This window comes from Bradyrhizobium sp. USDA 3315, from assembly GCF_054056795.1.
In genome coordinates, this window is record NZ_JBSRYP010000001.1 from 6793648 (window position 1) to 6815467 (window position 21820).

Below are 21820 nucleotides of genomic sequence, written 5' to 3' on the forward strand. Positions count from 1 at the left end.
CCCTTCAGGTCCGCGCCTCAGTCGATGATGAAGCCGAAATTGACCGGCGTGGCACCGATCGGCTCGCTGCGGGCGGCAACGCCGTAGATGCGATTGACGCGCGCCAGCAGTGCCGACTGCGCGTCGGAAGCCGGGGCAAATCCGTCGTCGGGACGGGACAGCTCCTTCTGCGCAACGGCGCGCACCACGTAGGGCGTCACGATGACCATGAGCTCAGTCTCGTTGTTGACGAAGTCCTGGCTCCTGAAGAGCTGGCCAAGGATCGGGATCTGGTCGACGCCGGGCATGCCGTTGATGGCCTGCTTGGTCTGCTCCTGGATCAAACCGGCCATCGCGATCGAGCCGCCGGAGGGCACCTCCAGCGTGGTATCGGCGCGGCGGGTCTTGATCGAGGGAATGGTCGTGCCGTTCTGGCCGCCGGTTAGGGCGTTTTCCATCGAGACTTCGGAGACCTCGGTCATCACCTTCAGGCTGATCCGGCCCTCGGTCAGCACCACCGGAGTGAAGTTGAGCGAGATACCGAACTTCTTGAAGCTGACGGTCTGAACGCAATTGCCGATCGTGCCCGACGTCGTCGTCTGGCAGGTGACGCCGGTCGGAATCGGAAACTCGCCGCCCGAAATGAAGGTCGCCGACTCCCCGGAGATCGCGGTGAGGTTGGGTTCGGCCAGCGTCTTGACCACGCCGGCGCTCTCCATCGCGCGCAGCGTCGCCGTGACCGTCGGTACGCCGAGCTTGTTCAGGGCTGCGCCCGTCAGCCCGTTGTTGGGGGCGAGCGCGCCGTTATTGGCCGTGAAGGCGTTGGCGTTGTTGAAGACCACCGCGGCGGTGCCGTAGTTCATATTGGCGCTGAGGTCGACGCCGAGCTGCTTGACGACGTCCCGGCGGACTTCGGCGACGGTGACTTTCAGCATCACCTGGTCGCGGCCGCGGACCACGATGGAATTGACGACCTTGTCGGCGCTGCCGACCAGTTTGGCGGCGATGTCGCCCGCCTGCTGGGCTTCGACCGGGCTTGCCACCGTGCCGGTCAGGACGACGCTGTCGCCGACGCCCTCGATCTGGACGCCGGGCAGCATCTGCTTCAGCGCGGCGCGCATGCCGTTGAGGTCGCGCTTGATCGCGATGTCGTAGGAGGCGACCTGGTTGCCGTCGGCGTCGAAGAACACCACGTTGGTCTGGCCGACTGCCGCGCCGATGATATAGGCGCGCTGCGCCGAGCGGATCACGGCGTTGGCGATCTTGGGATCGGCGACCAGAACGTCCTTGGCCTCGCGCGGCAGGTCGACCACGACCGACTTGCCGACGCCGAGCGAGACGGAGCGCGTCTTGGCGGCGATGCTGCTCGTCACCGCGACATCCGCGTTCTTGTCGGGATCGGTCGCGCTGGCAAGGGCAGGGATCAGCATCAGCGCAGTGATCGCCGACAATGACAGCGCGCGGACCAGCGTGGTCGACGTCGCCATTTGTTTCGCACCCGTCGTCATATCGAAGCCCCCATCACTTCTGTGTCGTCAGAGAGCTCGGGATGCCGAAGCGCACCACCTTGATGCTCTCGCCCCGCTTCGGGGCATGGTCTCTGGTCTCGTCGGTCTGCTCGTTGACGTCGGCGATGCTGCGCAGCGCCAGCGCCAGCGTTCCGCTCTGCCGGGCGCGCGCCAGCGTCTCGGCCTGTTCGGGCTTGAGCTCGAGGGTCACGGTCTTGCCGACGAGGGAGTTGTTGCCGTCCTTCTCCTTCGGCGCCTGGTCGATCGCCAGCACGCGGACGTTGGACAGCAGGATTTCAGTGGTGACGATATCGCGGCCGCCTTGCTGATCGGGATTCTTGTCGCGACGCGACAGGATCACATCGACGCGGTCGTTCGGCAGAATGAAGCCGCCGGCGCCCGTCTCCGGCGAGATTTCGGTGGAGATCGCGCGCATGCCGGAGGGCAGGATCGCGGCCATGAAGCCGCTTCCGTTGGCCTTGACCAGCTTCTGCTCGCGGATCGGTTCGCCGACGATGAAGGGCGCGCGTGCGATCGAACCGATGATGTCGTTCATGGCATTGGCGTTGGCGTCGTGACGGATGAACGCGCTGCTTGCAGTTTCAGCCGGCCAGCGCTGCCACTGGATGTCTTCGGCCTTGACCGATTGACCGAGCCCGATGTCGGACTTTGCGACCAGCACTTCGACGGTCGGCAGTTGCGCGACGGGCGGCGCGACCGGCGCCGGTTTGCGATCGCCAACGCTCGCGAGATACATGGCCGCGAGGCCTGCGACGCCGGCGATGCCGAGGACCACGATGCGTGCCGTTTTCATGCGATTGTCTGAATGCCCTTCACACAGGGCAATCGCGTCCTTGCGGCACTGACAGCCCTTCCCGAGGCATCACTACGGCCGCAAAAGTATAAGGGAACTTGATGGAAGGTCCGGACAATTAAGGGATTGGTGGGGATGGTGAACGGCGAGTTATCGGCGCCGTTGCATCTCCGCAGAATCCCGGAGATCGCGCGTGCTTAAGGCGTACGACGTTGGTCGCAACGCGGCGTCAGCGCCGGTGGAGCGTGGTTAATGTCGTCTAACGTGGCAGGGCGCGAGGATCAGAGCGCGGCCTTCAACGCCGCAAATCCACGGTCGAGATCGGCCTTGAGGTCGTCGAGATTCTCGAGCCCGATATGCAGCCGCAGCGTCGGCCCGCCCGGCGACCATTTGGTCGCGGTGCGATAGTCGCTGCAGTCGAACGGGATGGCGAGGCTTTCGAAGCCGCCCCAGGAAAAGCCCATGCCGAACAAAGTGAGCGCGTTCAGCATTGCATCGACCGCGGTCTGTGGCACCGGCTTCAGCACGATGCTGAACAGCCCGGAGGCGCCGGTGAAGTCGCGTTTCCAGATCGCGTGCCCGGGATCGGTGTCGAGGGCAGGGTGCAGCACGCGATCGACCTCGGGCCGCGCGCCGAGCCAGCGCGCGATCTCGAGTCCGGAGCGGTGGTGCTGCGCAAGCCGCACCGATAGCGTGCGAACCCCGCGCAGCGCGAGATAGACGTCGTCGGGGCCGGCGCAGACGCCGAGCAGGCGGATCGCCTCCTGGATCAGCGGCCAGGCTTTCGCATTGGCTGCGATGGTGCCGAACATGATGTCGGAGTGGCCGCCGATATATTTGGTGCCGGCCTGCATGCTGATGTCGACGCCCTGTTCGAGCGAGCGGTGATAGAGCGGCGTCGCCCAGGTGTTGTCGTCGATCATGAGCGCGCCGCGGGCGTGCACCACGGCCGATATCGCCCGCACGTCCGGCATCTCGAACGTCTGCGAGCCGGGCGCTTCGATCAGCACCGCGCGGGTGTTCGGCTTGAACAGCGTCTCGATGCCGGCGCCGATCAGCGGGTCGAAATAGCTGGTCTCGATGCCGTAGCGCTTGAGCATGTTGTCGCAGAAATTGCGGGTCGGCCGATAGGCATTGTCGCACACCAGGAGGTGATCGCCGGTTTTGAGTACGGCGAGCAGCGTGGTGCTGATCGCCGCCAGTCCCGACGGGGCAAGGCCGACGCCAGCGCATTGCGGCCCTTCCAGCGCCATCAGCACGTCCTGCAGCGCCCGCGTGGTCGGGCTGCCATGGCGGCCATAGGTAAATTCGGCGCGATGGGCGTGCAGGTCCTCCGCGGTCGGATAGAGCACGGTAGAGCCGTGAAACACCGGTGGATTGACAAAGCCCTTCTGGGCCTTGGTGTCGCGGCCGGCCGTGACCAGGCGGGTGGCGGCCTGTTGCGGGTGGGAGGGCGTGGAGCCGTCGGAGGAGGTCATGGAGCGCTGCCGTTAAACTTTAGACTTTTTGCCGCAGCCGTACCGCGCCGGGAAGACGGGGCCGGGCCGGGAGGTGTTACTAACAAGAGGTAGAAGACATGCGTCAACCCCTTGACCCGGCTCGTCAGTCGCTATGTGATGCGGCGCAACTACCAGTCGCCGCACGTTGAGGGGCCTGCCGCGACCTACGATCCGTTGCCTGACCGGTTTGCACGTCAAACTGCCGGTCAAATCGGCATTTTTGCTGCAAGGGATCATTGGGATGGCCCGTGAACGCGAGGCGATCACAATGCAAACGTCCACCGGACGACCCTGAAAGGCCCCGCCCATGAAACGCGTATCCCTGGCTGTCACCCTTGCCGCTGCCGCCGCCCTGTCGGTCCAGGCCGCCTCGGCGCAAACCCTCAAGACGGTCAAGGACCGAGGCCAGCTGTCCTGCGGCGTCAGCGGCGGCCTGCCTGGCTTCTCCTCGCCGGACGACAAGGGGAACTGGACCGGCATCGACGTCGACATCTGCCGTGGCATCGCGGCGGCGATCTTCGACGATCCGTCCAAGGTCAAGTTCGTGCCGCTGTCAGCCAAGGACCGCTTCACCGCGCTGCAGTCGGGCGAGATCGACGTGCTGTCGCGCAACACCACCTGGACGCTGTCGCGCGATACCTCGCTCGGCGCCAACTTCACCGGCGTGACCTATTATGACGGGCAGGGCTTTCTGGTGAAGAAGTCGCTGAAGGTGAACTCGGCGCTGGAGCTGAACAGCGCGTCGGTCTGCGTGCAGACCGGCACCACGACCGAGCAGAACCTCGCCGACTACTTCAAGGGTAACAACATGAAGTACGAGGTGATCGCGTTCGCCGGCGCCGATGAGACCGTGAAGGCCTACGAGACCGGCCGCTGCGACGTGTTCACCTCCGACGTGTCCCAACTCTATGCGCAGCGGCTGAAGCTCGCCAACCCGGCCGACCACGTCGTGCTGCCCGAGATCATCTCCAAGGAGCCGCTCGGCCCGATGGTTCGCCATGGCGACGACCAGTGGTTCGACATCGTGAAGTGGGCGCTGTTCGCCCAGATCAATGCCGAGGAACTCGGCGTCACCCAGAAGAACGTCGACGAGATGGCCAAGTCGGACAAGCCCGACCTCAAGCGCGCCTTCGGCACCGACGGCAATCTCGGTGAGCAGCTCGGCCTGACCAAGGACTGGTTCTCCCGCATCATCAAGGCCGTCGGCAATTACGGCGAGATGTACGATCGCAACGTCGGCGTCGGGTCGAAGCTGCAGATCGCACGCGGGCTCAACAATCTCTGGAACAAGGGCGGCATCCAGTACGCGCCTCCGATCCGCTGATCGGCGACGAGGCGACTGCGGCGATGACGACCGAGCCCCGAAAACCACCGCCTCAGTTCATCTTCCGCCTGAAGCGCGTGCTCGGCGGCCAGTCCGGCTGGACTGGCCTTGCCGTGCAGATCGTGTTCGCGGCGGTGTTGGCCTGGGTCGCCTATGAGATCGTGGCCAATGCCCGCGCCAACCTGGAGACGCAGCGCATTGCCTCCGGGTTCGGGTTTCTCAAAAACAATGCGGGCTTTGATGTCAGCCTGAATCTGATCCCGTATTCGGGATCGGACACCTATACGCGGGTGTTCTTTGTCGGCCTGTTCAACACGCTGCTGGTTGCGGGCATTGGCATCGTCTTCGCCACCATGATCGGCTTCATCATTGCGCTGTGCCGGCTGTCGCCGAACTGGCTGTTGGCGCGGCTCGGCGAGATCTATGTCGAGATCGTCCGCAATCTGCCGCTGCTGTTCCAGCTGTTATTCTGGTACCTCGCGGTGCTGGCGGCGCTGCCGGGGCCGCGCCAGAGCATCTCGCTGTTCAACGCCTTCTTCCTCTCCAATCGCGGGCTGGTGATTCCGCGGCCGATCGGCGAGCCCGGGCTTGATCCGTTTCTGATCGCGCTTGCGATTGGCGTCGCAGGCGCGCTGGCGCTGCGCGGCTACGCAAGGCGGGCGCTGTTTCAACGCGGGCAGGCGATCCGGATCTGGCCCTATGTGCTCGGCCTGCTGGCCGGATTGCCGCTGGTGACGATGCTGGTGTTCGGGCTGCCGGTGACCTTCGAGCTGCCGCAACTCAAGGGCTTCAACTTCGCCGGCGGCGCGCGGGTGATTCCGGAGCTGGTTGCGCTGGTGGTCGCGCTGTCGACCTATACGGCGGCCTTCATCGCCGAGATCGTCCGCGCCGGCATTCTGTCAGTCCATAAGGGACAGATGGAAGCCGGCTCGTCGCTCGGCCTGTCGCGCGGCACCACCTTGCGGCTGATCGTCGTGCCGCAGGCGATGCGCGTCATCGTTCCGCCGCTGACCAACCAGTACCTCAACCTGACCAAGAATTCGTCGCTGGCGGTCGCGATCGGCTATCCCGACCTGGTCTCGGTATTTGCCGGAACGACGCTGAGCCAGACCGGCCAGGCGATCGAGATCATCGCCATCACCATGGGCGTGTACCTGCTGATCTCGCTGGTCACCAGCGCGATCATGAGCGTCTATGGCTGGCGCATCAACCGGAGCCTTGGGGCATGACCGACGCCACCGCGTCATCCTTCGTCCGGCAGGATCTGGTGCCTGAACGCCGGGCGCCGGTGAAGACCACCGGCCTCGTCGGTTTCATCCGCACGCGGCTCTTGAATTCGCCGACCAACATCCTGCTGACGATCCTGGCGCTGGGGCTGCTCTGGTACACGATCGTTCCCGCGTTCAAATTCCTGCTGGTCGATGCGGTCTGGAGCGGCAAGGACCGCAATGCGTGTCTCGCCGAAACCGCCGGCCGTCAGGTCGGCGCCTGCTGGCCCTACATCCAGGCCAAGCTCACCCAGCTGATCTATGGCTTCTATCCGGAAGCCGAACGCTGGCGCGTCAACCTGACCTTCGTCCTCGCGGCCGTCCTGTTGCTGCCACTCCTTATTCCGCGCCTGCCGGCGAAGGGCCTGAATGCGAGTCTGTTCTTCTTCGCGTTCCCGGCGATCGCCTTCTTCCTGCTGCGCGGCGGCGGACTATCTGGTTTCGGCGTCAGCTGGGTGGCGAGCCTCTTGCAGCTGTTCGACGACAGCATCGTCAATGCCGGTCAGGTGCTGGTCAATCTCAGCCGGAGTTCGGCGATCGGGCCGCTGCTGTGGGCCGTCGGCAACATCATCGTGCTCGCCGGCAGCCTGATCGGCTGGCTGATCTTTCCGTTGACCTGGCTGCGCGAGCAGCTCCAGATGTCGAGCCAGCCGCTGTGGTTCGACTTCCTGCTGACCACGGCGATCGTCTCGCTGATCCTGTTTTTCCTCGGCGGCGGCATGCGAACCGGACAACGGGCGCTGCTCGGGAGCCTGGCGAGCTTCGCCGGCATCGCGATCGTGATCAAGCTGATGGGGCTCGACCGCGGCGGACTGCCTATCGTCGACACCAGGCTGTGGGGCGGCCTCCTGGTGACGCTGGTGGTGTCGGTCACCGGCATCGTCACCTCGATGCCGATCGGGATCGCGCTGGCGCTGGGTCGCCGCTCGACCATTCCGCTGATCCGGATCTTCTCGATCGCCTTCATCGAGTTCTGGCGCGGCGTGCCGCTGATCACGGTGCTGTTCTTCGCAACCTACATGCTGCCGCTGTTCCTGCCGGGCAACTTCAACGTCGACGGGCTGGTCCGCGCGCTGATCGGCATTGCGCTGTTTGCCGGCGCCTATCAGGCCGAGGTGGTGCGCGGCGGCCTTGCCGCAATCCCGCGCGGGCAGGGCGAGGCGGCGAGCGCGCTCGGCCTGTCCTGGTGGAAGACCACGTCGCTGATCGTGATGCCGCAGGCGCTGCGCCACGTCATTCCGGGTCTCGTCAACAGCTTCATCGCCCTGTTCAAGGACACCTCGCTGGTTTCGATCGTCGCACTGTTCGACCTCTTGGGATCGTTGCACGCGACGTTCTCCGATCCGACCTGGTCGACGCCGACCACGGCCTTTACCGGCTTCGCCTTCGCTGGAATGATCTACTTTGTGTTCTGCTTTGGAATGTCGCGCTACTCGCTGTTCGTCGAAAACCGGCTCAACGCTCACCGCCGCCACTGAACAAGGTCATCATGTCCACAACCCCGATCGTCAACATTTCCGCTCTCAACAAATGGTACGGCGACTTCCACGTGCTGCGCGACATCAACCTGGAGGTCGGCAAGGGCGAGCGCATCGTGATCTGCGGCCCATCCGGTTCGGGCAAGTCGACCCTGATCCGCTGCATCAACGCGCTGGAGGAATTCCAGGAGGGCGAGATCGTGGTCGACGGCATCGACCTCGGCCCGAACCTTCGCCGTGTCGACGAAGTCCGCCGCGAGGTCGGCATGGTTTTCCAGAGCTTCAACCTGTTCCCGCATCTCACCGTGCTCGACAACTGCACTCTGGCGCCGATCTGGGTGCGCAACATCCCGAAGAAGGATGCCGAGGCCACCGCGATGAAGTTCCTCGAGCGGGTCAAGATCCCGCATCAGGCCAACAAGTTTCCCGGCCAGATGTCGGGCGGTCAGCAGCAGCGCGTTGCGATCGCTCGCGCGCTGACCATGAACCCGAAAGTGATGCTGTTCGACGAGCCGACCTCGGCGCTCGACCCGGAGATGGTCAAGGAAGTGCTCGACACCATGGTCGATCTTGCCAAGGAGGGCATGACCATGCTGGTCGTCACCCATGAAATGGGCTTTGCCCGCGAGGTCGCCAACCGCGTCGTCTTCATGGACGCGGGCCAGATCATCGAATCGAACACGCCGCAGGAATTCTTCGCCAACCCGCAGCACGCGCGGTCGAAGCTGTTCCTGAGCCAGATTCTGCGGTGATTTCTGCCGTCATTGCGAGCCACCCGGTCGGCGCAAAGCGCCGCCGGATGACAGGCTCCGCGAAGCAATCCAATCTTCCGCATCGGAAGCATGGATTGCTTCGTCGCAATAGCTCCTCGCAATGCGGGACGCCATTCGCTCCCTAGACCAGCGGCAGCTCGATCTTGCTGCGCTTTTCCAACCATTCCGGGACCGGCAGGTTCTTCGAGCGCATGAAGGCCGGGTTGAACAGCTTGGACTGATAGCGGTTGCCGGAGTCGCAGAGGATGGTGACGATCGTCTTGCCGGGGCCGAGCTGCTTGGCGAGCTGGATCGCGCCTGCGATGTTGACGCCGGTCGAGCCGCCGAGGCACAGGCCTTCGTGCTCCAAAAGCTCATAGATGATGGTCACGGCTTCCTCGTCGGAGATCAGGAACGCGGTGTCGACTTTCGCCGTCTCGACCACCGGCGTGACGCGTCCGAGCCCGATGCCTTCCGTGATCGAATCGCCCGGCGTCGATTTGACCTGTCCATTCTTGAACAGTTCGTACATCCCGAAGCCGTGCGGGTCGGCGCAGGCGGTGACGATGGCCGGGTTCTTTTCCTTTAGGTAGCGGCTGATGCCGGCAAGCGTGCCGCCGGTGCCGACCGAGCAGATGAAGCCGTCGACCTTGCCGTCGGTCTGCTGCCAGATTTCCGGTCCGGTCGAGTCGTAATGTGCCTTGGGATTGTCGAGATTGTTCCACTGATCGGCGAACAGCACGCCGTTCGGTTCGGTCTTGCGTAGTTGCTCGGCGAGCCGCCTGCCGAGATGCTGATAATTGTTCGGATTGGCGAAGGGCAGCGCCGGCGCCTCGACCAGTTCGGCGCCGCACAGCCGCAGCATGTCCTTCTTTTCCTGGCTCTGCGTCTCCGGAATGACGATCAGGGTGCGGTAGCCGCGCGCACTCGCCACGACAGCAAGCCCGATCCCGGTATTGCCCGCGGTCGACTCGACCACGAGGCCGCCGGGCTTCAGCGTGCCGCGCCTCTCGGCCTCCAGGATCATCCATTTGCCGGCACGATCCTTCACCGACTGGCCCGGGTTCATGAATTCGGCCTTGCCGAGAATGGTGCAGCCGGTCAGTTCGGACGCGCGTTTCAGCTTGATGAGCGGGGTGTTGCCGATCGCATCGATGACGTCTTTGTTGAATATCATGTCGGGGAATTTCTTTGCCGGTCTGGGTCTTGCTTGGCGAACCTAGTGTGCTGATCGAAAAAGGGAAGGGCTTTTGCACTGCGGCAAAAGGCGGGGCCAACGCGCTTGACGTCGCACGCGCGGAGGCCACGAGCTCGGGGAGAACGCCGTTTTGCGGCGGTCGGGTCGGCCAGCAGAATCATCCTGTGGTCCGCGCTTTCGCGTGAGTTGCGCGCTCTCGGCCAATCAAGACCTGACGGCGCGGTGCGCGGTGGCGCGAGTCTGGCGCCGCGCCGGCACATCTTGCGGATTCAATGCAACAGGAGCCGAGAAATCCCCATGAAATCTTTGTAAGAATCGTGACTTCCGGCACCGGTCCGAAATGCGCGGAAATGCCGTAAAAAATAGGGAAAGTCGGCATTCAAGGTAGCTACGAATCGCTTGCGATGCGACGCCACGCAATCGTGACGGGGCTGTCCGCCCCATTGTCCCAAGGGTAGGATGGGACAGGCAGGTTCCATTGGAAGCATACCCCCGTGAACGTCACCCAGACCATCGCTGAACGCGTCATTCGTGCGCCACAGGCGAAGTCTGGCTTCGGCGGAGAACGGGTGTGACCCAGCCGGTGTCCGTGATGATGCCTGGAGGCCGGTTCGGCCTCGCCGTCCGCGCGCGCCGGCTCGCGGGACGCTCGCTTGTTGCGCTCGGCCTGGCCGCCGGCTGCGCCGGCTGCATTCTGACCCAGGACATCCCGGATCCTGCGCTCGACGTGCCGCAGGGCTACAAGGCCGCGCGTCTCGGCCGCCCGGGCGACGCGCTTCCGACGCTCGATTGGTGGCGGGGCTTCCGCTCCAAGGAGCTGACGCAGCTGATGGAAGAGGCGCAGACCGTCAACCTCGACATCGCAGCTGCGGTTGCGCGCTTCCGCCAGGCCGACGCGCTGGCGCGGCAGGCCGGCGCGGCGCTGCTGCCGACCCTCAATCTCAACGGATCGGAAACCTACTCGCGCACCTCCGGCTCCAGCGCCAGCGGCCTCACCAATGGCGGGCGCGAGGTGGTGAACTACAACGCCTCGCTGAGCGCCAGCTATCAGCTCGACTTCTGGGGCCAGAACCGCGACGCCGCGCAGGCGGCGGAGGAGACCGCCGTTGCCAACCGGTTCGATCGCGAGGTGGTGGCGCTGACCACGCTGGCGAGCGTCGCCAATGCTTACTTCACCGTGCTGGCGACGCAGGACCGGCTTCGCACCGCGCAGCGCAACATCGCCAGCGCCGAGCGCATCCTCAATGCGATCAAGGAGCGCTTCAAGGCCGGCACCGGCTCCGATCTCGACGTCGCGCAGCAGGAGACTGTGCTCGCCAACCAGCGCGCGCTGGTGCCGCCGCTGCGGCAGACGCTCGATCAGAGCATCAATGCGCTCGCGGTGCTGGTGTCGCGGCCGCCGGAAAGCGTGCGCGTCTCCGGCGGCTCGCTCAACGCCGTTGCGATCCCGCGCGTCACGCCGGGCCTGCCGTCCGAATTGCTGACCCAGCGTCCCGACATCCGCCGGCAGGAGGCGCAGCTAGCATCCGCCACCGCCAATGTCGGCAGCGCGCGGGCGCAGTTCTTCCCGAGCATCCAGCTGACCGGGACGGGCGGCTACCAGAGCCAGGCGCTGGTCTCGCTGTTCCAGCCGCATGCCGCCTTCTTCAACCTGGTCGGCAGCATGACCCAGCCGATCTTCGACGGCGGCCGGATCCTCGGCAATTTCGAATACACCAAGGCCAAGCAGGACGAGTTGCTGCAGACCTACCGCAAGACGGTGGTGCAGTCGTTCACCGACGTCGACAATGCGCTGGTCGCGATCCGCGAGACCACGCGCCGGCTGCAGCTGCAGCGCGACGTGCTGTCGTCGTCGCGGCGCGCCTTCGACCTCGCCGAGCAGCAGCTCAAGGCCGGCACCGCCGATATCGTAACTGTGCTAAACACGCAGCTGACCCTGTTCCAGGCGGAAGATGCCTATTCGCAGGCCCAACTGGCCCGGCTATTGGCGATCGTGAGCCTATATCAAGCATTAGGGGGCGGCTGGGAACCGAAGATGGAAAGACCGGTCGATGCTCTTTAAGCCCGACTCGACGGACGACGAGAAACGCACGGCGCCGCGCAAGCGGAGCCTTCTCTCGCGCGTGCTGGGGCGCATGGTGTCCTTGCTCATCACGCTCGTGATCCTCGGCGGGCTCGGCTATCTCGGCTGGCTCGCCTTCCAGCCCAAGCAAAATGGCGGCGGCGGGCGCGGCGCGGGCGGGCGGCCCGATCTGCCGGTGCCGGTGCTGGCGGCCACGCCGCAGGTGCATGACGTGCCGGTTTATCTCGACGGCGTCGGTTCGGTGAGGGCGCTGAATACCGTGACCGTGCGCTCGCAGGTCGACGGCAAGCTGCTCAAGGTGAATTTCGTCGAGGGCCAGGACGTCAAGAAGGACGACGTTCTGGGCGAGATCGATCCGGCGATCTATCAGGCGCAATACGACCAGGCGGTGGCCACGAAGGCCAAGGACGAAGCGCTGCTCGCCAATCAGAAGATAGACCTAGCCCGCTATGAGCAGCTCGCTGCCACCAACGCGGGCTCCAAGCAGCAGGCCGATACGCAGCGTGCGCTGGTCGCGCAGCAGGAGGCCATCATCAAGGCCGACCAGGCCCAGATCGACAATGCGCGCACCACGCTCGGCTACACCAAGATCGTCGCGCCGATCGCGGGGCGCGCGGGCCTGCGCCAGGTCGACCAGGGCAACATCATCCACGCCTCGGATACAACCGGGCTCGTGATCTTGACCCAGCTGCAGCCGATCGCAGTATGGTTCAGCCTGCCGCAGCAGCAGATCATGCGGGTCAACGCCGCGGCGGCGAAGGGCCAGCTCGCGGTCGACGTGTTCGGCAATGACGGCGTCACCGTGATCGATACCGGCAAGCTGACCGGCATCGACAACCAGGTCGATCCGACCACCGGCACGCTGAAGCTGAAGGCCGAATTGCCGAATGCCAGCTACCAGCTCTGGCCCGGCCAGTTCGTCAATGTCCGCCTCAAGGTCGAGACCTTGCCGCAGGCCATCGTGGTGCCGACCTCCGCGGTGCAGCGCGGTCCCGCCGGCACCTTCAGCTACGTGATCGGTGAGGGCGATATCGTCACCGCCAAGCCGGTCACGGTCACGCAGCAGAACGAGCATGAGGCCGTGATCGCCAGCGGCCTGACCACGTCGGACCGCGTCGTGACGACCGGCTTTGCCAATCTCGCCGATGGCGCGAAGGTCGTGGTCGGCAAGGACGACGGGCCGCCGGCCGCCGATCTCGCGCCACGCAAGCGCAGCCGCAACCCTGACGGCAAGCGCGGGGCGCAAGGCGAAGGTCAAGGCAAGGACGGTAAGAAAGACTGGCAGGGCAAGGACGGTGAGCATCGCGGCCGGCACGAGCATAGCGAAGGCGATCAGAAGGGGCAGACCGGACCGGCGCCCGCGCCGGCAGCAGGGGGCGAACAGTCGGGCGGCGCGCCGAAGGCGCAGCCATGACCGGCATCCTGACTTCGTAATGGCCGATCTTACAGCGAGCACGCAGCCATGAGCGTCTCCGAACCGTTCATCCGCCGGCCGATCGCCACCTCGCTGCTCGGCATCGCCCTGATGATCGGCGGTGCGCTCGGCTATTGGGCGCTGCCGGTCTCGGCGCTGCCGCAGGTCGACTTCCCGACCGTGCAGGTGACGACGCAACTGCCGGGCGCCAGCCCCGACGTGGTGGCCTCGCTGATCACGGCGCCGCTGGAGCGGCAGCTCGGGCAAATCCCGTCGCTGTCGTCGATGAACTCGACGAGTTCGTTTGGCGTCAGCCAGATCTCGCTGCAGTTCGACCTCAACCGCGACATCGACGGCGCCACGCAGGATGTGCAGGCCGCGATCAACGCTGCCGCCGGCATTTTGCCGAAGACGCTGCCGTATCCGCCTGTCTACGCCAAGGTGAACCCGGCCGACGCGCCGGTGATGACGCTGGCGCTGACCTCGGAGACGATCTCGCTGCGGGCGATGAGCGATCTCGCCGACACCATCCTGGGTCAACGGCTGAGCCAGATTTCCGGCGTCGGCCGGGTCTCGATCCTCGGCGGATTGAAGCCGGCGGTGCGCGTGCAGGCCGATCTGGCCCGGCTTGCGGCCTACGGCATCGCGATGGAGGATTTGCGTAACGCGATCGCCGGCGCCAACGTGTCGGGGCCGAAGGGTTCGCTCGACGGCGCCCAGCAATCCTACACCATCGCCGCCAACGACCAGATCGCCGCCGCCGACGCCTACCGGCCGATCATCATCGCCTATCGCAACGGCTCGCCGGTCACGATCGGCGACGTCGCCCAGATCGTCGATGGGCTGGAGAACGACCGCACCGGCGGCTGGTACCAGGGCACGCCGGCCGTCATCATCGACATCCAGCGCCAGCCGGGCGCCAATGTCATCGACGTCGTCAAGCAGATCCGCGGCGAAATCCCGCGGCTGCAGCGCGCGGTCCCGGCCGGCGTCAAGCTGACCATCGTCTCCGACCGTACCGTGACGATCCGCGCCTCGGTGCGCGACGTGCAGTTCACGCTGATCCTGAGCGTCGTGCTTGTGACGCTGGTGGTGCTCCTGTTCCTGCGGTCGCTGCGCGCGACCCTGATCGCCGGCGTTGCGCTGCCGCTGTCGCTGATCACGAGCTTCGGCATCATGTATTTCGCGGGCTTCAGCCTCGACAATCTATCGCTGATGGCGCTGACCATCGGAACCGGGTTTGTGGTCGACGACGCCATCGTCATGATCGAGAACATCGTCCGCCACATGGAAGGCGGCGAGACTGTGATGGAGGCCTCGCTGAAGGGGGCCAGCGAGATCGGCTTCACCGTGATCTCGCTGACGGTGTCGCTGATCGCCGTGTTCATCCCGCTGCTGTTCATGTCCGGCCTGGTTGGCCGCATGTTCCGCGAATTCGCGCTCACTTTGACGATCGCGGTCGTAACCTCGGCGATCGTCTCACTGACGCTGACGCCGATGATGTGCTCGCGGCTGCTCAAGAACATCCATGAGGAGATGGCGGTCCCGGGCCTCGCCGCGGTCAGCCGTTTCATCGACCGCATGGTGGAGTTCTACCATCGGACGCTGCTCTGGGTGTTGCGGCGCCAGCGCGCGACGCTGCTGGTAACGTTCGCGACCATCGCGTTGACGCTGATCATGTATGTGCTGGCACCGAAGGGTTTTCTGCCGCTGCAGGACACTTCATCGATCACGGCGGTGACCGAGGCCGGGCCCGACGTCTCGTTCGCCGAGATGCAGCGGCGGCAGAGCGCGGTCTCAAACATCATCAAGGCCGATCCTGATGTGGTTGGCGTTGTCTCGGTGATCGGTTCGGGTTCGGTCAATCCGACCACCAATGTCGGCCGGCTGGTGATGACGCTGAAGCCGCTCGACCAGCGGCGCGAGGGCGTCGTCAAGGTGATCGAGCGGCTGAAGGAGAAGATCGCGACGGTGCCCGGGATGACGGTCTACTTCCAGCCGGTGCAGGATGTGCAGATCTCGACCCAGTCGAGCCGCTCGCAATACCAGTACACGCTGACCGCGACCGACGCCGCCGAGGTCTCGCAATGGGCGCAAAAGCTCGTCGCCGAGATGCGGCGGGACCCGATCTTCCGCGATGTCTCCTCGGAGGCGCAGGAGGGGGGCCTGCGCGCGGCGCTCGACGTCAACCGCCAGCGTGCCGGCCAGCTCGGTGTCAGTCTGCAGGGCGTCACCGATACGCTGAACGACGCCTTCGCACAGCGGCAGATCTCGACGATCTACGGCCAGGCCAACCAGTACCGCGTCGTGCTCGAAGCGCTGCCGATGTATCAGCGCGACCCGTCGATCCTCGACAAGCTCTATCTGCCCGGAGCCAACGGCGCGCAGGTGCCGCTGTCGGCGGTGGCGACGCTGGTCCGGACAACGGCGCCGCTCGCGATCTCGCACCAGGCGCAATTCCCGTCAGTCTCGCTCAGCTTCAACCTGGCGCCGGGCGAGGCGCTGGGCGACGCGGTCGCGGCCGTGAAGGCGATCGAGAGCAGGATCGGAATGCCCGGCAGCATCGTCGGGATCTATTCCGGCGACGCCGCCGAATTCTCGCGCTCGCTCGCCGGCCAGCCCTGGCTGATCCTGGCGGCGATCATCACGATCTACATCGTGCTCGGCGTGCTCTATGAGAGCTATATCCATCCGATCACCATCCTCTCGACGCTGCCCTCCGCCGGCGTCGGCGCGATCCTCGCCTTGATGCTGTGCGGGCAGGATCTCTCGGTGATCGGCCTGATCGGCATCATCCTGTTGATGGGCATCGTCAAGAAGAACGCGATCATGATGATCGACTTCGCGCTGGAGGCCGAGCGTCACCAGGGCATGTCGTCCTATGACGCCATCGTGCAGGCCTGCCTGCTGCGCTTCCGCCCGATCATGATGACGACGCTGGCGGCGTTGTTCGGCGCGCTGCCGCTCGCGATCGAAAGCGGCACCGGCGCCGAACTGCGCTTCCCGCTCGGCATCTCGATCATCGGCGGCCTGCTGCTGAGCCAGCTGCTGACGCTCTACACCACGCCGGTGATCTATCTGGCGCTCGACCGCCTCAACCGCCGGATCGAGCGGGCCGTGCCGGAGCCGGGTCCCAGCGGCCCGCCGATCGCGGGCGCCACCGAGGGCATGCAGTGATCTCGATCTCCGAGCCCTTCATCCGCAGGCCGGTGGGCACCACACTGCTTGCGATCGGGCTGTTCCTGGTCGGGATCGTCGCCTACCAGTTCCTGCCGGTGTCGTCGGTTCCGAATGTCGATTTCCCGACCATTCGGGTGTCGGCGTCCAGGCCAGGGGCCGATCCCTCCGTAATGGCCGCGACCGTCGCCGCACCGTTGGAGCGCAAGCTCGGCACCATTTCGGGCGTTGACCAGATCACCTCGACGAGCTCGCTCGGCACCACCAGCATCCAGGTGCAGTTCTCGATCGGCCGCAACATCGATCGCGCCGCGCGCGACGTGCAGGCCGCGATCAACGCCTCGCTCGCAGATCTGCCGAGCGACCTGCCGTCGCTGCCCAGGTTCCGCAAGGCCAACCCGGCCGCGTCGCCGGTATTTGTGCTGGCGCTGACCTCGAAGACGATCTCGACCAGCGCGATGTACGATGTCGCCGACACGGTGCTGGCGCAGCGCATCTCGCAGGTGCCGGGAGTGGGCGAGGTGACCGTGAGCGGCGCCGACCAGCCGGCGGTGCGCATCGCGCTCAATCCGGTGTCGCTGGCGAATGCCGGAATCGCGACCGACGACGTCCGGCTCGCGATCATCAATGCCAACCCGCTGGGACCGGTCGGCATCTTCAATGGCGGCCGGCTCAGCGAGACGCTCTCGATCAACAAGCAGATGCGCACCGCGGCCGAATTCCGCGACATTGTCATCAAGAGCTCGAACGGCAATTACGTCCGCCTCGCCGACGTCGCCGAGGTCGAGGATTCCGTGCGCAACTCGCGCTCGATCGCCTGGTTCAACAGGCAGCCGGCGGTGCTGATCCAGATCACCAAGCAGGGCGACGCCAATGTCATCGACACCGTCGACGGCGTTCGCAGGATGCTGCCGGAACTGAGGAAATGGATTCCGGCGGGCGTCGAGATCTCCACCCTGGTCGATCGCACCGGAACGATCCGCGCCAGCGTCGAGGACATGCAGTTCACGCTGCTGGCGACCGCCGTGCTTGTGATGATCGTGGTGTTCGTGTTCCTGCGCCGGGTGGTGCCGACGATCGCCGCCGGCGTCTCGGTGCCGCTGGCGCTGGCCGGTACCTGCGCCGGAATGTGGCTCGCCGGCTTCTCGATCGACAATCTGTCGCTGATGGCGCTGGCGATCTCCGTCGGCTTCGTGGTCGACGACGCCATCGTGATGATCGAGAACATGTACCGCAATCTCGAGCAGGGCATGGCGCCATATCCGGCTGCCGTCGAAGGCGCCAAGCAGATCGGCTTCACGGTGTTGTCGATCTCGCTGTCGCTGATCGCGGCCTTCACGCCGCTGATCTTCATGGATGGCATCGTCGGGCGGCTGCTGCGCGAATTCTCGCTGACGCTGGTGTTTGCGATCGCGGTCTCGACCGTGGTGTCGCTGACCATCACGCCGATGATCTGCGCGCATTACATCAGGGAGGCGACCTCGGATCATGCCACCTGGTACGATCGCGTCATCGAGGGCACGCTGTCCCGTGTCGTGGCGTTCTACGCAGCGACGCTGCGGATCGTGCTCGGCTATCCCTTCCTGACCCTGGTGGTGTTCTTCGCCACCGTCGCGCTGACGGTGACGCTCTACATCAAGACGCCGAAGGGTTATTTTCCGACCGACGACAGCGGCTTCGTGATCGGCTCGACGCGGGCGTCGGCGGATATCTCGTTCCAGGCGATGCTTCAGCTGCAGCAGCGGCTCGCCGACATCGTGATGGCCGACCCCGCGGTCGCCGGCATCGGCTCGTCGGTCGGCTCCGGCGGCGGCCCGGGCGGCGCCACCTCCAACCGCGGCATCATGTACATCAGCCTGAAGCCGCCGGAGGAGCGGGGAGGCCTGTCGACCGCGCAGGTGATCGACCGGCTGCGCCGCAACCTGTTCATGGTGCCGGGCATCCGCCTGTTCATGTTCGCCGCCCAGGACATCCGCACCGGCGGCCGGCAGAGCGATTCCGACTACCAGTACACGCTCGCCTCGACCGATCTCGAGCTGTTGCAGAAATGGGCGCCGATCGTGGCCAAGCGCATGGAGACGGTGGAGGGCATCACGGACGTCTCCTCCGACCGCGATCCCGGCGGCCTGCAGCTCAACCTCGTGATCGACCGCAAGACCGCCTCCAGCCTCGGTGTCCGCGTGCAGGACATCGACAACGCGCTCAACAACGCCTTCTCGCAGCGGCAGATCTCGTACATCTACACCCAGCGCAACCAGTACGTCGTGGTGCTCGAGATCGATCCGAAATTCCAGAGCGATCCGTCGAACCTCGAGCGCATCTACGTTGCCGGCGCCAACGACGTGCAGGTGCCGCTGTCGGCGCTGGTGCACTACCAGCGTGGATTGTCGGCGCTCGCGGTCTATCACTCCGGCGGCTTCCCCTCGACCACGGTGTCGTTCAACCTCCTGCCGGACGTGCCGCTGGAGGTCGCGACGACGAACATCCAGCAGGCGGTCAACGAGCTGCACATGCCCGAGGGCATTCGTGGCAGCTTCGACGGCAATGCCGGCGATTTCAACAAGACCAGCGGGCGGCAGCCGCTGCTGATCCTCGGCGCGCTGGTCGCGATGTATATCGTGCTCGGCGTGCTCTATGAGAGCCTGGCGCATCCGATCACGATCATCTCGACGCTGCCGTCGGCCGGCCTCGGCGCCTTGCTCGCCTTGCAGGTGACCAACACGCCGCTGACGGTGATCGCCTTCGTCGGCATCATCCTGCTGATCGGCATCGTCAAGAAGAACGGCATCATGATGGTCGACTTCGCGCTCGAGGCCGAGCGGCATCAGGGCCTGTCGTCGCGGGACGCGATCTTCGAGGCCTGCCGCGCGCGCTTCCGACCGATCCTGATGACGACGATGGCCGCGCTGTTCGCCGGCATTCCGCTGGTCATTGCGACCGGCCCGGGCACCGAGCTGCGCCGGCCGCTCGGCATCACCATCATCGGCGGCCTGTTCGTGTCGCAGATCCTGACGCTCTACACGACACCGGTGATCTATCTCTTGATCGACCGGCTGCGCCAGCGCCGCGAGCCGTCAGGCGTGCACGCACCCGCGGAATAGTTTGAATTGCACGATTGCAAGCGTATAGCGGAGCGATGTCCGAACCGACCGAAGCAAAAACCGATATTGTCGCCGAGATCGAGGAGTGCGCGCATTGCGGCAAGCCGTTGCCGCTGTGCATCTGCGACAGCGTCACGCCGATCGAGAGCCGCATCCAGCTCCTGATCCTGATCCATCCGCAGGAGCAGGACAGGGCGCTGGGCACCGCGCGACTGCTGGCGCGGCATTTCGAGAACGCCGTGGTCCGGATCGGACTGTCCTGGCCGAGCCTTGCCAAGGCGCTCGGCCGGCCGGTGCCCGATCCGTCGCGCTGGGCGGTGCTCTATCTCGGCTCCGCCAAGGTCGAGGAACTCGAGACCGATGCCGAGATCGTCGCGATCAACCGCAAGGGCGAACTGGAGCCGCATCAGCGCGCCATCCTGGCCGACATCGAGGGCATCGTGCTGCTCGACGGCACCTGGAGCCAGGCCAAGGCGCTGTGGTGGCGCAATGCCTGGATGCTGAAGTGCCAGCGGGTGATTCTCGGGCCGAAACGGCCCTCGCTCTACGGCAGACTGCGGCGGGAACCGCGCCGCGACGGCCTGTCCACCATCGAGGCGGCCGCGATCCTGCTGGCGGGGCTGCAGAAGCGGCCGGACATCGCCGCAACGCTAACCGGTAGTTTCGAGCGGATGCTGGCGAGGTTCCGCGAAGTGCAGGCCAAATTGCCGGAATTGGCGCCAAAACCGAAGAAGCGGGATTTCCGGAGGCGCCGGCGCTAGAGCCTGGTCCGGAAGAGTGCGAAGCGGTCTTCCGAAAGGATCTTGCTCAAACAAGGGGCACCTTACCTTCCGGCTCGGTTGCCTATCGGAGAGAGGCCGTATATGAAGTCCGCCGCAAGGGGCCACGTGGCGGAGTGGTTACGCAACGGTCTGCAAAACCGTGTACACCAGTTCAATTCTGGTCGTGGCCTCCACTCATCTCATCAATGGCTTGCAGCCAACAAATGAGAAGCCGCATTAGCTCGCGGCGTACCAACCTTCAGGAAACGGAATCAGCGGCCACGGCGCCTGGTTGTCATTGGCCGCGCGCGGTGGCGGCTGAATGCGGGGCGAGGGCTGAGCCACGAGATCCTCCTGAGCAATGGGCGCGATCGCCGTTCGCACGGCGTCCAGCAGCAGATCAAATTCGACTTCGCTCATCACGCTCTCCGAGGTTCGAGAGCGCCATGGTCGCAAAACTGTCTTCGGTCCGGATTGAGCGATTCGTTCGAATTTTATGAAAAGAACGATGGCGCCCGCTTTGGTTAATGAATCGTTGGTGATCCCTTCGGGAACCTAGGTCGGCATGGCCGCACCTCGTGTGAAACAAATCACAACTTTCTAAAAACTCTTGCCGGGATTCCCGGCGGTATTCATAGCCGTCAAATATCGCAGGAATTTTAGGGAGACGTGACAATGGAGGCAAGTATCGCACGGTGGGGACCAGTCGCATGCCGCACGATCCTCGGCTCCTGCTGACGCGAACGGCGTAAGCCGTATGCGCCTGTATCTATCGTTTCTGTACAGGGAATATTCCCAACGCTCGTGCCGGAGTCGTTACGTCAGCCCAGCGAGGTCGTGCGGCAGCATGGTCTTGAACTGCGTCAGCGCCTGCCGCGCCTTCCGCGGTGGCAGCGTGATCGCGTGACGCACGGCGGCTGCGATCAGCGTCATGGTCAGGGCGGAAAAGGTGGCGAGGGCGGCAGTCGGCATGTCGGGCGCGATCCGCCTGACCGCGTCGGACAACAGGCCGGAGAGCACGGCCATGTCGTCCGCATCGAGCTTCTGCAGGGCGCGGTCGGCTTGCGTCGCCTGCCAGATGTCGCGCATGACAGGCTCGCGCATGAACATCTCGTAGTAGCTGTCGACGATCCTGCACAGCGCCGGGTGCAGGTCGCGCGCGGTCATTACCGTGGCCAGATCGCGCCTGACGCAATCGCGCCCGACTGCGTTATGGCGTTCGGCCAGGGTGCCGATGATCGCGGCCTTGTCCGGGAAATATTGATAGAGCGAGCCGAATGCGACGCCGCTGCGCGCGACGACGTCGCTCATGCGGAAAGCCTCGCTGCCCTTTTCCGCCATGATCTCGGTCGCGCAGGCGAGGATGCGCTCGAAGCGCTCGCGGCTGCGCTGCTGGGTCGGGGCAAGCCGCGCCAGCCCGGGCAGGGGAACGTCCACGGGCGCGGCCTTTCGTCTCGACATCTC

15 protein-coding genes and 1 tRNA gene are annotated in these 21820 nt (G+C 65.1%); 10 read left to right on the forward strand and 6 right to left on the reverse strand.

All coding sequences use genetic code 11. The features are described from left to right. Window positions 1–17 precede the first annotated feature (17 nt). The 3 genes from ACVIYL_RS31865 to metC form a co-directional block, all read right to left on the reverse strand. Entirely contained in the window at window positions 18–1466 is a 1449-nt protein-coding gene (locus ACVIYL_RS31865; RefSeq protein WP_038377148.1) for a type II and III secretion system protein family protein, read from the reverse strand. 34 nt (window positions 1467–1500) lie between these two features. Next, window positions 1501–2301 (reverse strand): Flp pilus assembly protein CpaB, encoded by an 801-nt coding sequence (gene cpaB, locus ACVIYL_RS31870; protein ID WP_057016555.1) that lies wholly within the window; start codon window positions 2299–2301, stop codon window positions 1501–1503. 281 nt (window positions 2302–2582) lie between these two features. Then, entirely contained in the window at window positions 2583–3779 is a 1197-nt protein-coding gene (gene metC, locus ACVIYL_RS31875) for a cystathionine beta-lyase (RefSeq protein ID WP_456780491.1), read from the reverse strand. A 328-nt stretch (window positions 3780–4107) separates the two neighbouring features. Here metC and ACVIYL_RS31880 point away from each other — a divergent pair, with 328 nt between their 5' ends. The 4 genes from ACVIYL_RS31880 to ACVIYL_RS31895 are packed head-to-tail and all read left to right on the forward strand — an operon-like array spanning window position 4108 to window position 8622. Continuing rightward, on the forward strand, window positions 4108–5124 hold the full coding sequence (locus ACVIYL_RS31880) for an amino acid ABC transporter substrate-binding protein (protein WP_028339759.1): 1017 nt from the start codon (window positions 4108–4110) through the stop codon (window positions 5122–5124). Between the two features lie 23 nt (window positions 5125–5147). Continuing rightward, the gene (locus ACVIYL_RS31885; RefSeq protein ID WP_438080043.1) at window positions 5148–6353 is read left to right on the forward strand and encodes an ABC transporter permease subunit; all 1206 of its coding nucleotides are present in this window, start codon (window positions 5148–5150) and stop codon (window positions 6351–6353) included. Then, window positions 6350–7870 (forward strand): amino acid ABC transporter permease, encoded by a 1521-nt coding sequence (locus ACVIYL_RS31890; RefSeq protein ID WP_456780492.1) that lies wholly within the window; start codon window positions 6350–6352, stop codon window positions 7868–7870. The genes ACVIYL_RS31885 and ACVIYL_RS31890 overlap by 4 nt, the downstream gene beginning before the upstream one ends. 11 nt (window positions 7871–7881) lie before the next feature. Then, window positions 7882–8622 carry an amino acid ABC transporter ATP-binding protein gene (locus tag ACVIYL_RS31895; protein ID WP_028331915.1) on the forward strand — a complete coding sequence of 247 codons (741 nt, stop codon included), beginning with the start codon at window positions 7882–7884 and terminating at the stop codon, window positions 8620–8622. Window positions 8623–8764: 142 nt separating this feature from the next. Here ACVIYL_RS31895 and ACVIYL_RS31900 read toward each other — a convergent pair whose 3' ends face one another. Continuing rightward, window positions 8765–9799 carry a cysteine synthase A gene (locus tag ACVIYL_RS31900; protein WP_456780493.1) on the reverse strand — a complete coding sequence of 345 codons (1035 nt, stop codon included), beginning with the start codon at window positions 9797–9799 and terminating at the stop codon, window positions 8765–8767. A gap of 616 nt (window positions 9800–10415) precedes the next feature. On the opposite strand from ACVIYL_RS31900, the gene ACVIYL_RS31905 reads away from it, so the two are divergent. The 6 genes from ACVIYL_RS31905 (at window position 10416) to ACVIYL_RS31930 (ending at window position 20550) form a co-directional block, all read left to right on the forward strand. After that, on the forward strand, window positions 10416–11882 hold the full coding sequence (locus ACVIYL_RS31905) for an efflux transporter outer membrane subunit (protein ID WP_456781909.1): 1467 nt from the start codon (window positions 10416–10418) through the stop codon (window positions 11880–11882). After that, a complete protein-coding gene (locus ACVIYL_RS31910) occupies window positions 11872–13317 on the forward strand; it encodes an efflux RND transporter periplasmic adaptor subunit (protein WP_456780494.1) in 1446 nt (481 codons plus the stop codon). Before ACVIYL_RS31905 ends, ACVIYL_RS31910 begins: the two co-directional genes overlap by 11 nt. A 48-nt stretch (window positions 13318–13365) precedes the next feature. Next, window positions 13366–16494 carry an efflux RND transporter permease subunit gene (locus tag ACVIYL_RS31915; RefSeq protein ID WP_456780495.1) on the forward strand — a complete coding sequence of 1043 codons (3129 nt, stop codon included), beginning with the start codon at window positions 13366–13368 and terminating at the stop codon, window positions 16492–16494. Further along, a complete protein-coding gene (locus tag ACVIYL_RS31920) occupies window positions 16491–19595 on the forward strand; it encodes an efflux RND transporter permease subunit (RefSeq protein ID WP_456780496.1) in 3105 nt (1034 codons plus the stop codon). Before ACVIYL_RS31915 ends, ACVIYL_RS31920 begins: the two co-directional genes overlap by 4 nt. A gap of 35 nt (window positions 19596–19630) precedes the next feature. Continuing rightward, the gene (locus ACVIYL_RS31925) at window positions 19631–20356 is read left to right on the forward strand and encodes a tRNA-uridine aminocarboxypropyltransferase (RefSeq protein ID WP_456780497.1); all 726 of its coding nucleotides are present in this window, start codon (window positions 19631–19633) and stop codon (window positions 20354–20356) included. Window positions 20357–20476: 120 nt separating this feature from the next. Continuing rightward, window positions 20477–20550: transfer RNA gene (locus tag ACVIYL_RS31930), tRNA-Cys, on the forward strand. A 43-nt stretch (window positions 20551–20593) separates the two neighbouring features. Here the strand turns inward: ACVIYL_RS31930 and ACVIYL_RS31935 are convergent. Together ACVIYL_RS31935 and ACVIYL_RS31940 are read right to left on the reverse strand one after the other, a co-directional pair. After that, window positions 20594–20776, reverse strand: coding sequence for a hypothetical protein (locus tag ACVIYL_RS31935; RefSeq protein WP_016842103.1), 183 nt, complete (start codon window positions 20774–20776; stop codon window positions 20594–20596). A gap of 396 nt (window positions 20777–21172) precedes the next feature. After that, window positions 21173–21793 carry a TetR family transcriptional regulator gene (locus ACVIYL_RS31940; protein WP_456780498.1) on the reverse strand — a complete coding sequence of 207 codons (621 nt, stop codon included), beginning with the start codon at window positions 21791–21793 and terminating at the stop codon, window positions 21173–21175. Window positions 21794–21820 lie beyond the last annotated feature (27 nt).

What these genes read in the sequence shown, in the direction of transcription:
- ACVIYL_RS31865 (WP_038377148.1), bottom strand. Translation starts at nt 1,466, where the DNA reads ATGGCGACGTCGACCACGCTGGTCCGCGCGCTGTCATTGTCGGCGATC.
- cpaB (WP_057016555.1), bottom strand. Translation starts at nt 2,301, where the DNA reads ATGAAAACGGCACGCATCGTGGTCCTCGGCATCGCCGGCGTCGCAGGC.
- metC (WP_456780491.1), bottom strand. Translation starts at nt 3,779, where the DNA reads ATGACCTCCTCCGACGGCTCCACGCCCTCCCACCCGCAACAGGCCGCC.
- ACVIYL_RS31880 (WP_028339759.1), top strand. Translation starts at nt 4,108, where the DNA reads ATGAAACGCGTATCCCTGGCTGTCACCCTTGCCGCTGCCGCCGCCCTG.
- ACVIYL_RS31885 (WP_438080043.1), top strand. Translation starts at nt 5,148, where the DNA reads ATGACGACCGAGCCCCGAAAACCACCGCCTCAGTTCATCTTCCGCCTG.
- ACVIYL_RS31890 (WP_456780492.1), top strand. Translation starts at nt 6,350, where the DNA reads ATGACCGACGCCACCGCGTCATCCTTCGTCCGGCAGGATCTGGTGCCT.
- ACVIYL_RS31895 (WP_028331915.1), top strand. Translation starts at nt 7,882, where the DNA reads ATGTCCACAACCCCGATCGTCAACATTTCCGCTCTCAACAAATGGTAC.
- ACVIYL_RS31900 (WP_456780493.1), bottom strand. Translation starts at nt 9,799, where the DNA reads ATGATATTCAACAAAGACGTCATCGATGCGATCGGCAACACCCCGCTC.
- ACVIYL_RS31905 (WP_456781909.1), top strand. Translation starts at nt 10,416, where the DNA reads ATGCCTGGAGGCCGGTTCGGCCTCGCCGTCCGCGCGCGCCGGCTCGCG.
- ACVIYL_RS31910 (WP_456780494.1), top strand. Translation starts at nt 11,872, where the DNA reads ATGCTCTTTAAGCCCGACTCGACGGACGACGAGAAACGCACGGCGCCG.
- ACVIYL_RS31915 (WP_456780495.1), top strand. Translation starts at nt 13,366, where the DNA reads ATGAGCGTCTCCGAACCGTTCATCCGCCGGCCGATCGCCACCTCGCTG.
- ACVIYL_RS31925 (WP_456780497.1), top strand. Translation starts at nt 19,631, where the DNA reads ATGTCCGAACCGACCGAAGCAAAAACCGATATTGTCGCCGAGATCGAG.
- ACVIYL_RS31935 (WP_016842103.1), bottom strand. Translation starts at nt 20,776, where the DNA reads ATGAGCGAAGTCGAATTTGATCTGCTGCTGGACGCCGTGCGAACGGCG.